Annotated in this window: 11 protein-coding genes; 7 read left to right on the top strand and 4 right to left on the bottom strand. The window is 71.2% G+C overall.

Going from position 1 to position 12,832, the window contains the following annotated elements; genetic code table 11:
- From ACRDP3_RS12005 to ACRDP3_RS11975, 7 genes are all read left to right on the top strand, one after another.
- Nucleotides 1–550: uridine monophosphate kinase (locus ACRDP3_RS12005; protein ID WP_431516881.1), on the top strand; the 550-nt coding region annotated here is incomplete at its 5' end.
- A gap of 152 nt (nucleotides 551–702) precedes the next feature.
- Nucleotides 703–1,260: a ribosome recycling factor gene (frr, locus tag ACRDP3_RS12000; RefSeq protein ID WP_431516883.1), complete on the top strand. Its 558-nt coding sequence runs from the start codon at nucleotides 703–705 to the stop codon at nucleotides 1,258–1,260.
- 64 nt (nucleotides 1,261–1,324) lie between these two features.
- Nucleotides 1,325–2,449 (top strand): phosphatidate cytidylyltransferase, encoded by a 1,125-nt coding sequence (locus ACRDP3_RS11995; protein WP_431516880.1) that lies wholly within the window; start codon nucleotides 1,325–1,327, stop codon nucleotides 2,447–2,449.
- Nucleotides 2,450–2,559: 110 nt separating this feature from the next.
- Nucleotides 2,560–3,666 (top strand): 23S rRNA (adenine(2503)-C(2))-methyltransferase RlmN, encoded by a 1,107-nt coding sequence (gene rlmN / locus ACRDP3_RS11990; protein WP_431516879.1) that lies wholly within the window; start codon nucleotides 2,560–2,562, stop codon nucleotides 3,664–3,666.
- A 214-nt stretch (nucleotides 3,667–3,880) separates the two neighbouring features.
- The gene (locus tag ACRDP3_RS11985; protein ID WP_431516878.1) at nucleotides 3,881–4,945 is read left to right on the top strand and encodes a thiamine ABC transporter substrate-binding protein; all 1,065 of its coding nucleotides are present in this window, start codon (nucleotides 3,881–3,883) and stop codon (nucleotides 4,943–4,945) included.
- A complete protein-coding gene (locus ACRDP3_RS11980; protein WP_431516877.1) occupies nucleotides 4,921–6,636 on the top strand; it encodes an ABC transporter permease in 1,716 nt (571 codons plus the stop codon). Before ACRDP3_RS11985 ends, ACRDP3_RS11980 begins: the two co-directional genes overlap by 25 nt.
- Nucleotides 6,637–7,665 (top strand): ABC transporter ATP-binding protein, encoded by a 1,029-nt coding sequence (locus ACRDP3_RS11975; protein ID WP_431516876.1) that lies wholly within the window; start codon nucleotides 6,637–6,639, stop codon nucleotides 7,663–7,665.
- Between the two features lie 2 nt (nucleotides 7,666–7,667).
- Here ACRDP3_RS11975 and ACRDP3_RS11970 read toward each other — a convergent pair whose 3' ends face one another.
- The 4 genes from ACRDP3_RS11970 to ACRDP3_RS11955 form a co-directional block, all read right to left on the bottom strand.
- Nucleotides 7,668–8,771, bottom strand: coding sequence for an LOG family protein (locus tag ACRDP3_RS11970; protein WP_431516875.1), 1,104 nt, complete (start codon nucleotides 8,769–8,771; stop codon nucleotides 7,668–7,670).
- A gap of 31 nt (nucleotides 8,772–8,802) precedes the next feature.
- Nucleotides 8,803–10,080, bottom strand: a complete 1,278-nt coding sequence (locus tag ACRDP3_RS11965; protein ID WP_431516874.1) for a hypothetical protein — start codon at nucleotides 10,078–10,080, stop codon at nucleotides 8,803–8,805.
- The gene (locus ACRDP3_RS11960) at nucleotides 10,062–10,964 is read right to left on the bottom strand and encodes an ABC transporter ATP-binding protein (protein ID WP_431516873.1); all 903 of its coding nucleotides are present in this window, start codon (nucleotides 10,962–10,964) and stop codon (nucleotides 10,062–10,064) included. The genes ACRDP3_RS11965 and ACRDP3_RS11960 overlap by 19 nt, the downstream gene beginning before the upstream one ends.
- A 220-nt stretch (nucleotides 10,965–11,184) precedes the next feature.
- The gene (locus ACRDP3_RS11955) at nucleotides 11,185–12,825 is read right to left on the bottom strand and encodes a thiamine pyrophosphate-binding protein (protein WP_431516882.1); all 1,641 of its coding nucleotides are present in this window, start codon (nucleotides 12,823–12,825) and stop codon (nucleotides 11,185–11,187) included.
- Nucleotides 12,826–12,832 lie beyond the last annotated feature (7 nt).

Below are 12,832 nucleotides of genomic sequence, written 5' to 3'. Positions count from 1 at the left end.
GTTGCAGGTGCGCGGCATGGACCGTGCGCGCTCCGACTACATGGGGATGCTCGGCACGGTCATGAACTGCCTGGCGCTGCAGGACTTCCTGGAGAAGGAAGGCATCGACTCCCGCGTCCAGACGGCGATCACCATGGGGCAGGTCGCGGAACCGTACATCCCGCTGCGCGCGGTGCGGCACCTGGAGAAGGGCCGGGTCGTCATCTTCGGCGCCGGTATGGGCATGCCTTACTTCTCCACCGACACCACGGCCGCGCAGCGCGCCCTGGAGATTCACGCCGAGGCCCTGCTGATGGGCAAGAACGGTGTGGACGGCGTCTACGACTCGGACCCGGCGAAGAACCCGGACGCGGTGAAGTTCGACGCCCTCGAGTACGCCGAGGTCATCACGCGCGATCTGAAGGTCGCCGACGCCACGGCCGTCACGCTCTGCCGGGACAACAAACTGCCGATCCTCGTCTTCGAGTTGCTCGCGGAGGGCAATATCGCGCGAGCGGTGAAGGGTGAGAAGATCGGCACCCTGGTGAGCAACCAGGGCACGAGAGGCTGACGTTCGGGATTCGACGGCCGCGCCCGGCCGCGCTCGGTGCCCGTCGGGTGACTCACCGTCGTACACGGGGTGGACAACCGCCTGCCGGTCGGACACCGTGCAGGAAACAGGGCCTATCCGCAGAGCTCATTCAAGGAAACCAGGAGCACGTGGTGATCGAAGAGACCCTCCTCGAAGCCGAGGAGAAGATGGAGAAGGCGGTCGTGGTCGCCAAGGAGGACTTCGCCGCGATCCGCACCGGACGTGCGCACCCGGCGATGTTCAACAAGATCGTGGCGGAGTACTACGGGACGATGACGCCGATCAATCAGCTGGCGTCGTTCTCCGTGCCGGAGGCCCGGATGGCCGTGGTGACCCCGTTCGACAAGAGCTCTCTGCGCAACATCGAGCAGGCGATCCGTGACTCCGACCTCGGCGTCAACCCGTCGAACGACGGAGTCATCATCCGGGTGACGTTCCCCGAGCTGACCGAGGAGCGCCGCAAGGAGTACATCAAGGTTGCCAAGGGCAAGGGCGAGGACGCGAAGATCGCGATCCGCAGCGTTCGCCGCAAGGCCAAGGAGACCATCGACAAGGCCATCAAGGACGGCGACGTCGGTGAGGACGAGGGCCGTCGCGCGGAGAAGGAACTCGACGACACCACCGCGAAGTACGTGACGCAGGTGGACGAGCTGCTCAAGCACAAGGAAGCCGAGCTGCTCGAAGTCTGATCCCGCGCTTCGTGGGAGGTCTGTCCGAGATCCGTCCGAGGTCCGATTTCTGAGGCTGCAATCTGTGAACGACTCATCCTGGGGAGCCCAGCCCCCCGGCGCCGGTTACCGGGGCCTCCCCGACCAGGGACACGCCCCGGGGGGCGCCGCGCGGCGCGGCGCGGGTGACGCTCTCGCGCACGAGGGCGGCGGTGTGTCGCAGACTCGGCGTATGCCCATCGTTTCCGACCCCGGAGAGCATGGCATCGGCCACGCCCGGTCCGGCCCAGGTGGTTCTCACGGCGCCGGCGGTTCCGGCGGTTCCGGTCGTCCTTCCGCCGGCTCGTCCGACGGTCCGTCCGCCGATCCCGGCCCCGCACCCCTGGGCGGCAAGAAGCGGGCAGGCCGTGACCTGCGTGCCGCCATAGGAGTCGGTGTCGGCCTGGGCGCGGTCATCCTCGCCTCACTCTTCATCTACAAGCCCGTCTTCCTCGGCGTGGTCGTCGTCGCGGTGGTCGTCGGTCTGTGGGAGCTCACCTCGCGGCTGACCGAGCGCAAGGAGATCCGGGCACCGCTGGTGCCGCTGGCCGTGGGCGGCGCCGCGATGGTGGTCGCGGGCTTCGTACGGGGTGCCGAGGGCGCCTGGGTCGCCATGGCGCTCACCGCGCTCGCGGTACTGGTCTGGCGGATGACGGAGTCACCGCACGACTATCTGCGGGACGTCACCGCGGCCGTCTTCGCCGCGTTCTACGTGCCGTTCCTGGCCACCTTCGTGGCGCTGATGCTCGCCGCCGACGACGGCTCGTGGCGGGTGCTGACCTTCCTGCTGCTGACGGTCGTCAGCGACACCGGCGCGTACGCGGTGGGCTGGCGCTTCGGCAAGCACAAGCTCGCCCCGCGCATCAGCCCCGCCAAGACCCGGGAGGGGCTCGCCGGCGCGGTCGCCTTCGCCATGGGAGCGGGGGCGCTGTGCATGCAGTTCCTGATCGATGACGGCAACTGGTGGCAGGGGCTGCTGCTGGGCCTCGCGGTCGCGGTCAGTGCCACGCTGGGCGATCTCGGCGAGTCCATGATGAAGCGCGACCTGGGCATCAAGGATATGGGCACGCTGCTGCCGGGCCACGGCGGCATCATGGACCGGCTGGACTCGCTGCTGCCGACCGCGCCGCTGGTCTGGCTGCTCTTCGTGATCTTCGTGGGTGCCGGCTGACGGGTGCCGCTGACGGGCGGCGGCCGCGGGGCGGCTGACCGCCGGAGGTGACCGGCGTCCCACGGCTCCGGCCTGGGGCGGCGCAATCGATCTGCGACACTGGGTTGGTTATGCCTAAGCCCGGAGAACTCACTTTCGTCGCGCCGCGCGGGGCCGCCCTGCCGCCGCGGCACCTCGCCGATCTCAGCCCTGCCGAGCGCCGCGCCGCCGTGGTCGAGGCGGGCGAGAAGCCCTTTCGCGCGAATCAGTTGTCGCGGCACTACTTCTCCCGGCTCGCGCACGAGCCGGACCAGTGGACGGACATCCCCGCGGGCGCACGGGAGAAGCTGGCGGCGCAGCTGCTGCCCGACCTGATGAGCGTGGTGCGGCACATCAGCTGTGACGACGACACCACCCGTAAGACCCTGTGGAAGCTGCACGACGGGACGCTCGTGGAGTCGGTCCTGATGCGCTATCCGGACCGGGTCACCATGTGCGTCAGTTCGCAGGCGGGCTGCGGCATGAACTGCCCCTTCTGCGCGACCGGCCAGGCGGGTCTGGACCGGAATCTGTCGGCTGCCGAGATCGTGCACCAGATCGTGGACGGCATCCGGGCGCTGCGTGACGGAGAGGTGCCCGGGGGGCCGGCACGGCTGTCCAACATCGTCTTCATGGGCATGGGGGAGCCGCTGGCCAACTACAAGCGCGTGGTCGGCGCGATCCGGCGGCTGACCGACCCCGAGCCGGACGGTCTCGGACTGTCGCAGCGCGGGATCACCGTCTCCACCGTGGGACTGGTCCCCGCGATGCTGCGCTTCGCGGACGAGGGCTTCACCTGCCGCCTGGCCGTCTCGCTGCACGCACCGGACGACGAGCTGCGCGACACCCTGGTGCCCGTCAACACCCGGTGGAAGGTGCGCGAGGTGCTGGACGCGGCGTGGGAGTACGCCGAGCGGTCCGGACGCCGCGTCTCCATCGAGTACGCCCTGATCAAGGACATCAACGACCAGGCGTGGCGCGCCGATCTGCTGGGCCGGCTGCTCAAGGGCAAGCGGGTGCACGTCAACCTCATCCCGCTCAATCCGACACCGGGCTCCAAGTGGACGGCGTCGCGGCCGGAGGACGAGGCGGCCTTCGTACGGGCGCTGGAGTCGCATGGCGTGCCGGTGACCGTGCGCGACACCAGGGGCCAGGAGATCGACGGCGCGTGCGGACAGCTGGCCGCGACCGAGCGCTGAGGTGAGCGCCGGCCCCGGCTGATAACCTGCCCGGTAGCGTTCATCGCAGGCATGTCAAAATATGTCACGGCGGTGAGTCCGCTGGACAGTCGACAACAACCGACAGGGGAGCGCGCAACAGCGCTGAGAGTGCGGCCGTCGTACGCAGGTATGTGCGGCCCGCAGACCCTCGAACCTCGCCCGGGTCATGCCGGGTAGGAAGTCGAAGAGCTATATGAACACGCACGTGCGGCACACAGCTGCCGTCCTCGCCGTCCTCATCCTCACCGGCTGCGGTGGTTCCGGCTCGGGCGGCGAAGAGGACAGCAAGACCGTCACCCTCGTCACGCACGACTCCTTCGCGGCATCGAAGTCCGTACTGAAGAAGTTCACCGCGGACACCGGCTACAAGGTCAAGGTGCTGCGCGGCGGTGACGCCGGCGCCGCCGTGAACCAGACGGTGCTCAACAAGGGCAATCCGCAGGGTGATGTCTTCTTCGGCGTCGACAACACCCTCCTCTCCCGCCCGCTCGGCGAGGGAGTCTTCACTCCCTACCGCGCCAAGGGCCTCGAACAGGTCCCGGGCGAGCTCCAGCTCGACAAGGGCAAGCACCGGGTCACGCCCGTCGACAGCGGTGAGATCTGCGTCAACTACGACCGGAGCTACTTCGCGAAGAAGAAGCTGGACCCGCCCAGGACGCTCGCCGATCTGGCACGGCCCGAGTACAAGAACCTCCTCGTCACGTCGAACGCCGCCACCTCCTCACCGGGCCTGGGCTTTCTGCTGGCCACCGTCGAGGAGTACGGCACGGGCTGGCAGGGCTACTGGAAGAAGCTGAAGGCCAACGGCGTCGAGGTCGTCGACGGCTGGGAGCAGGCGTACAACGACCGCTTCAGCGGTTCGCAGGGCGGCAAGGGCAAGGGTGACCGGCCCCTCGTCGTCTCCTATGCCTCCAGCCCGCCGGTCGAGGTGCTGGGCAGGAAGCCGCTCCCCGCACGGGCGCCGACCGGTATCGCGAAGGGGACCTGCTTCCAGCAGACCGAGTTCGCCGGGCTGCTGGAGGGCGCGAAGAACGCCGAGGGCGGCAAGGCGCTGCTGGACTTCATGCTCAGCAGGACGTTCCAGGAAGACATGCCGCTGCAGATGTTCGTCAACCCCGTCCGCAAGGACGCACGGCTGCCGGAGCTGTTCACGAAGTACGGGGAGAAGGCCGAGGACCCGGCCGCGATGGCCCCGGCGAAGATCGCCGAGCACCGCGAACAGTGGATCAAGTCGTGGACCTCGCTCGTCGTGAAGTAGCCCCTGCCGCGGACCGCCGCGAGGCGCGACGCGGCACCGCGGTGCGGCTCGCGCTGCTGGCGATGCCCGTCACCTTCTTCGCGGTCTTCTTCGCCCACCCCGTCGCCGCGATCGTCTCCCGCGGCCTGCGCCCGGCCGGGCAGTGGCAGTTCGGCCGGCTGGTGCAGGTCCTGACCGAGCCGGACGTACTGCACGTGCTGTGGTTCACCGGGTGGCAGGCCGCGGCATCGACAGGGTGCACGCTCGCCCTGGCGCTGCCGGGCGCCTACGTCTTCGCCCGCTTCGACTTCCCCGGCAGGCAACTGCTGCGCGCCCTCGTCACCGTCCCCTTCGTGCTGCCGACAGTGGTCGTGGGGTCGGCCTTCCTCGCACTGCTGGGGCGCGGCGGCGCGCTGGAAGAATGGTTCGGGCTGCGGCTGGACTCCAGCATCTGGGCGATCCTGCTCGCGCACGTCTTCATCAACTACGCGGTCGTCGTACGGACCGTCGGCGGACTGTGGTCCCAGCTCGACCCGCGGCAGGAGGAAGCCGCGCGGGTGCTCGGCGCGGGGCGCCTCGCCGCCTGGCGCCGCGTGACCCTGCCCGCGCTGGCTCCCTCCATCGCGGCCGCCGCCCTGATCATCTTCCTCTTCACCTTCACCTCCTTCGGCGTCATCCAGGTACTGGGCGGTCCGCGCTACGCCACCCTGGAGGTCGAGATCTACCGGCAGACCGCTGCCCTGCTCGACCTCCCGACCGCCGCGGTGCTCACGTTGCTGCAGTTCACCGCGGTGACGGCGCTGCTCGTCCTGCACGCGCGCACCGTACGCCGGCGGCGGTCCGCACTGCGCATGGTTCCGGCCGAACAGACCGCGAGACGCCCCCGTGGCCCCGGCCAGTGGGCGCTGCTGTGGTCCGTACTGGCGCTGGTCGGACTGCTGATAGTGGTGCCGCTCGCCGTACTCGTGGAGCGCTCGTTCAACGGCCCCCATGGGTACGGGCTCGTCTTCTACCGCGCCCTGGGCTCCGTCTCCGGCAGCGCCACCTTCACCGTCGCCCCGGTCGAGGCGATCGGCAACTCCCTCGGGTACGCGGCGGTCGCCACCCTGCTCGCACTGGTCATCGGGGGCCTCGCGGCGGCAGCGCTGGCCATCAGGGGCGGGCGAGGTGCCGGAGGGGCCGCCGCGCGGCTGGTGCGCGGCTTCGATGCGGTGCTGATGCTGCCGCTGGGCACCTCGGCCGTCACCGTGGGCTTCGGGTTCCTTATCGCGCTGGACGAACCGCCCCTGGACCTGCGTTCGTCCTGGATGCTCGTCCCGCTCGCCCAGTCGCTGGTCGGCGTCCCCTTCGTCATCCGCACGATGCTGCCCGTACTGAGCGCGGTCGACGGAGGACTGCGCGAGGCGGCGGCCGTCCTGGGCGCCTCACCGCTGCGGGTGTGGCGCGAGGTGGATTTTCCACTGGTACGCCGCGCACTGCTGGTCGCCGCCGGCTTCGCCTTCGCCGTCTCTCTCGGTGAGTTCGGGGCCACCGTGTTCATCGCCCGCCCGGACGCTCCCACCCTTCCCGTCGCCGTCGCCCGCTTCCTGGGACGCGCCGGTGAGCTCAACTACGGGCAGGCGATGGCGATGAGCACCGTCCTGATGCTGGTGTGCACGGCCACCCTGCTCGCCCTGGAACGCATACGCACGGACCGCTCGGGAGAGTTCTAGATGCTGCGACTGGACGGCGTGACCGTACGCTTCGGCACCCGCCTCGCCCTGGACGAGGTGGACCTGGAGGTTTCCGATCACGAGACGGTGTGCGTGCTGGGCCCGAGCGGAAGCGGGAAGTCGACACTGCTGCGCGCCATCGCCGGGCTCCAACGGCCCGACGCGGGCAGGGTCGTACTGTCCGGGCAGGACCAGACCGGGGTGCCCCCGCACCGGCGCGGGGTGGGCCTGATGTTCCAGGACCACCAGCTCTTCCCGCAGCGCGACGTCGGCGGGAACGTCGCCTTCGGTCTGCGCATGCGCCACACAGGACGGCGGCAGTCCGACGAACGCGTCGCCGAACTCCTCGGCCTGGTCGGCCTTCCCGGCGCACAGCGCCGTGCCGTCGCCGCCCTGTCCGGCGGTGAACAGCAGCGCGTCGCCCTCGCCCGCGCCCTCGCGCCGCAGCCTCGCCTGCTGATGCTGGACGAGCCGCTCGGCCAGCTCGACCGCGGGCTGCGCGAGCGGCTCGTCGTGGAACTGCGCGCCCTCTTCCACCGGTTGCGCACCACCGTGCTCGCCGTCACCCATGACCAGGGCGAGGCCTTCGTACTGGCGGACCGTGTCGTGGTGATGGACAAGGGGCGTATCGCTCAGGCGGGCACGCCGCTCGAGGTGTGGCAGCGGCCCGCCTCGGAGTTCGTCGCCCGCTTCCTCGGGTTCGACAACATCGTCGGCGCGACGGTTCACGGAGACGCGGCAGAGACTCCGTGGGGCAAGCTCCCCGTCCCCCGCGGCACGCCCACCGGTGGCTGCGTTCTCCTCGTACGGCCGACCGGCGTACGGCTGACGGCTCCCGAGGACGGGCTGCCGTGCACCGTCGAGGCGCGCACCTTCCGCGGTGGCGACGCGGCCGCCGTGACGCTGCTGCTCCAGCCGGAGAACGGCCCGCGCCTGGAGGCGTCGTGCGCGTTGCGCCAGGCACCTGAGGCGGGCACCACGGTGGGCGTCACCTTCGAGGCGGAAGAAGTCGTACGGCTCGGCCGCTGACGTCAGGCGGCGTCGTCGCGGGCAAGCCGTGCCAGCGTCCCGGGGACCTCCTCGACCGAGTCGACGAGCGCGACCCGGGACGCCATCGGCCGGTCGTGGGCCAGCGCCTGGAGCAGCGGCCAGCACGGCAGTGTGCGCGTCCAGTGCTCCTTGTCCACGAGTACCATCGGGGTCGGGGCGCCTCGTGACTGGTAGTAGTTCGGCGTCGCGTTGTCGAAGATCTCCTGTACGGTCCCAGCCGCCCCCGGAAGGAAGACCACGCCCGCGTTCGACCGGGCCAGCAGCCCGTCCTCGCGTACCGCGTTCACGAAGTACTTGGCGATGTCCTGGGCGAACGCGTTGGGCGGCTCGTGTCCGTAGAACCAGGTCGGAATACCCACCGAGGCACCTCCCCCCGGCCAGCCCTCCCGCACGGCGAAGGCCGCCCGCGCCCACTCGCCGACCGACTCCTCGAAGGACGGCGCCGTGGACAGCATCTCCAGCGCCTTGTCGAGCATGCCGTCTTCGAAGGGCTCCGCGTAGGCCCCCAGGTTCGCGGCCTCCATCGCACCCGGGCCGCCGCCTGTCGCGACGGTGTGGCCGGAGCGGGTCAGCGCGCGTCCCAGCCGTGCCGCTCCCGCGTACGCGTCGGTGCCGCGCGCCAGCTTGTGCCCGCCCATGACGCCCACCACCCGGGCGCCGACGAGGTGTTCGTCCAGCGCGTCGGAGATCGCGTCGTCGTGCACGGCCCGGAGCATCGAGGAGAAGACGTCACCGTCGCTCCTGGTCCGCTGGAGCCACGCGTACGAGCGGGCGTCAGGCGTCCGCTCGTACCCTTCGGCCAGGTCCGCGAAGAGCTCCTCGGGCCGGTAGAGCCGACCGCGGTAGGGATTGAACGGAAGTCGTGGCACGGGCGGGAAGACGAGGCCGCCGCCCTCCTGCACCCGTGCGACGGTTTCCGGTGCCATCGCACAGCCCAGGAAGACGGTGCCCTCGGTCTCCGCCGACTCCAGGACGTCCGTACGCTTCCGCAGGTCGACGGACTGCACCCGCCAGCCGCTGAGCGACCCCGTCGCCTCCATGACGTCGTCGAACTCGACGAGACTCTCTATCTCACGGTCAAGCATTCCGTCAGCGTACGTCGTGGGCGGCGGCCGGTCAGGATGTCAGCGGGAGCACGGCCAGTTCGCCCACCGCCCAGGTGAGCGAGCCCAGCACGACGAGCAGCACAACCACCCGCAGCGCGGCCGTTCCCCGTAGCAGGCGGCGGGGAGCACCGAGCCGGGTCAGGGCCTCCCTCGCGGGGGCGCGGGCCGCTCGCGATCCGGCTGCCGCGGTCAACGCGCTCGCTGTGACGCAGAACACCACCATCGCGGCACCCAGGACGGTCAGCGGGGTGAGTGCACGAGCGCCCTCCTCCGGCGCCCTGCTGTACAGCTCCGCCGCCGCCAGCCCGCCCGCCGCGACCGCGCACAGCACGCCCAGCGGCCGTCCGATGCGCCCGGCTTCCTGCTGCAGCCCCCGGCCCGACAGCAGCCGGACGGCACCTGGCCGGCCCGCGGCGAGCAACTGCCCGCACACTTGCGTGAGACCCGGCCCGGCCAGCACCAGGCCGAACGCCGCGAGCAGCCAGCCGCCCATCACGCCCGGTGCGCTGCTGGACAGGACGCCCGACAGGGACAGTGGCTTCGGCGACCTGCTGGCGTACGTCTCCAGCGCCAGGCCCGCGGCGATCAGCGCGGTCCCCCACGGCAGGGTGGCCGTCGCAGGCAGCGCACCGGACAGCGCACGGAATGACATCGCGTCAGGCTCGCCGCCCGCCCTGTCCAGTCGCCGCGACGCGGCGTGGACATCGCTTTCGCCACGAGCGCCGCCGGCTCCGCCGCCCACGGTCCCGCCGCTCCAGGCACCCGACGCCGCCAGCAGCGCGTACGGCCGGGTGGCGAGTGCGGCGGCACCCGCCGCGAAGAGAGGCAGTACGGACAGCAGCACCAGCATCGCCGGCACCGGGAGCGGCCGGTCGGCCGCGAGGAGATTCACGGCGGCACCGTCGAAGGGGAGGGTGGCCAACTGCCCGCGCAGGTGCAGATAGACCAGCAGCGCGACCGCGCTTCCCAGCAGGCAGGACAGTGCGGTCGACAGGGCGGCGAGCATCGGGATGCGGGCCGGACCCACCCCTGCCGCGTCCAGCGCGGAGCGCGACCGCGACCCCGGTTCCGTACGGGCGACCGATGCCGCGAACTGCACGGCCGCCGCGAGCGGTACGACGCACCACAGCAGCCGGAACATGGAGCCGCCCGACTGCTGGGGATGAGCCAGGGCGTGACTCAGCGCGGCCAGCAGCAGGAAGCCTACGACCGCGGTCGCGCCGGCCACCAGCAGGCGACGCAGCAGTGTGAGGGGACGACCACCACGGACTAGACGGAGAGCGAGCACGCGGCACCCTTGGAGTCGCTGCCGTCCGAACCGTCCGAGTCGTCGTCGCCGGCGCCGCCCGGGCCGTCGCCGCCGCCGTCCCCGTCGTCCTCGCCGCCGCCCCTGGCATCCCCCGGGCCGGTTGCGACGAGGCCGTTGAGGCGCCCGTCGACGAGAGTGAGGACGCGGTCGGCGAGCATGGTTCCCGCGGCGTCGGCGGCGTCGGCCTCGGTGGTGCCGTCGGTGGCGTGCGGGTCGGCCGGCGGCATGGTGGGCCGGCTCACCGCCGCATCGTGGGTGGTGAGTACCACCGTGATGTCGTGCGAACGCGCGGCGGTGGTGAGGGTGCGCAGCACCTGCGCCCGCTCCAGCTGGTGCAGCGGCGCGGTCGGCTCGTCGGCGAAGAGGATGGCAGGAGCGGGGGCGAGGGCGCGTGCGATGGCGACGCGCTGCCGCTCGGACTGGAGCAGGGCGGCGGGCCGCTTGCGTGCGCACTCCCCGACGTCCAGCCGGTCCAGCCACTCGCGGGCGGTCTTCCGGGCGGCCCGGTGACCGATGCCGCACAACAGCAGCGGCAGCGCGGCGTTCTCCCAGGCGGTCAGTTCGGGGACGAGCTGCGGCTCGCTGCCGACCCAGCCGAAACGGTCGCGGCGCAGCCGCTCGCGTGCGGCGCGGCCGAGCGTGTGCAGGGGCACACTGTTGAACCAGATCTCACCGTCGTGCGGCGTCAGTTGCCCGGAAAGACAGCTCAGCAGCGTCGTCTTGCCACTGCCGCGGGGCCCGGTGACGGAGACGATCTCACCCGCGCGGACGCCGAGTGAGACGCCTTGCAGGGCGGGTGACCCGCCGTACGAGTAGTGCAGTCCGCGTGCCCAGAGCACGTCGTTGTCCGGCGGTGCTGCCACTGAGGGCACCTCCACTCACCTCTGCTGCTGGGCCCTGCCGACCCCCGTCTCCTGCGGATGGGTGAACGAGGTCCGGGGGCATCGGTCACTGGCACCGTAAGGACAGAGGCGCCCGCAACCGGTGCCATCCGGCGGGGCACGGCGCAGATTCCACCGAACGGACTCTCGCAAGTGGCCGCGCCGCCCGGACCGTCACGCCGCTGAGGCTTCGGCGGACTGCCTAAGAGAGGTGTGTCGGGGCGAACATTCGCAGTACGGCGGGGAGGACGACGACCGAGGGCCCGGGCGAGGTGAGTGCCGCCGACAGGTCCGCGCGCAGCCGCTCGGGGGACGTGCGCACGGCGGGCACCCCGAAGGACTCCGCCAAGGCGACGAAGTCGGGCCGTGACAACTCCGTGCCGGTCGCTTCGCCGAAAGCGTCCGTCATGTACGAGCGCAGGATGCCGTAGCCGCCGTCGTCGACGATCAGCCAGGTCACCGGGAGGTCGTACTGTCGCGCGGTGGCCAGTTCGGCGATCGAGTACATCGCTCCGCCGTCGCCGGAGACGGCGAGCACCGGAGTGACGCGGCCCGGGTCCGCCGCGGCGGCGCCCAGCGCGGCGGGGAAACCGTAGCCGAGGCCGCCGGCGCCCTGGGCGGAGTGCATCGCTCCGGCACGCGGGTCGAAGGCGGACCAGGCCCAGTAGGCGAGGATCGTCATGTCCCAGAAGCTCGGTGATTCGTCGGGCAGTGCCTCGCGAACGGCGGCGAGCACGTCCTGCTCGAGCTTCAGTTCCTGACCGTCGATCCTCGTCCGCACCCGCTTCAGGAGCGCCGCGACCTCGTCCGCCGCGCCGCCCGGTTGCCGTGGGACGACCTCCGTGCAGAGCGCGTCGAGGGCGAGCCGGGCGTCGGCGTGGAGGGCGAGTGCCGGATGGTTGGCCGCCAGCTTGCCCAGGTCGGCCTCGATGTGGATGATCCGGCCGCGCGGAGCGAAGGTGTGGTAATTCGAGGAGAGTTCACCCAGCCCCGAGCCGACGACGAGGAGCACGTCGGCGTCGGCCAGGAACTCGGTGGTGTGCTGGTCCTCCAGCCAGGACCGCAGGGAGAGCCGGTGATCCCAGGGGAAGGCTCCCTTGCCGCCGAAGGTGGTGGCCACCGGGGCGTCCAGCCGTTCGGCCAGCGTGAGCAGTTGGGCCTGTGCCCCGGCCCGTACGACACCCCCGCCCGCCAGCACGGCGGGGCGCTTCGCCGCGTTCAGCAGCGCGGCGGCCTCGGCGGTCAGTTCGGGTCGCGGGGGAAGCGGACGCGGCACCGTGGCCGGTGAACCGGCCAGCGACTCCGGCGGTGGCGCGTCCGCGGGGGCGAGCAGCACGTCCTGCGGTATCTCCACCCAGACAGGGCCGTGGGGAGCCTCCAGGGCGCTCGACCAGGCGGCGGCCAGCGCCGACGGTATCTGCGCGGCCGAGCGCACCGTGTGCACCGATTTCACGACGTCACGGAAGGACGCTTGCTGGTCGCGGAGTTCGTGGAGATAGCCCTTGCGGGCGCCACCGAGGCCGGCGGTGGGCACCTGGCTGCTGATGCCCAGCACGGGCGCCGAGGCCGCCGCCGACTCCTGCAGCGCGGCGAGCGACATCAGGGCGCCCGGGCCGGTGGACACCAGCAGCGGAGTGACGCCACCGGTCAGCCGTCCGTACGCGTCGGCGGCGAAGCCCGCGTTGTTCTCCACCCGTAGTCCCACGTAGGAGAGCGTGGACCGGCGCAAGGCGTCGAACACTCCCAGCGCGTGCTGTCCCGGCAGTCCGAAGACGGTGGTGGCGCCGAGCGCGGTCAGGGACTCGGCGACGAGATCGCCGCCGGTGCGGACTTCGGGGGTCATGCTGTGG

The sequence above is a fragment of the Streptomyces sp. genome (assembly GCF_050698815.1).
In the GTDB taxonomy this organism is placed as follows: domain Bacteria; phylum Actinomycetota; class Actinomycetes; order Streptomycetales; family Streptomycetaceae; genus Streptomyces.
Note: the sequence above shows the minus strand (reverse complement) of the source record. Positions and strands in the feature narration are given on the sequence as shown.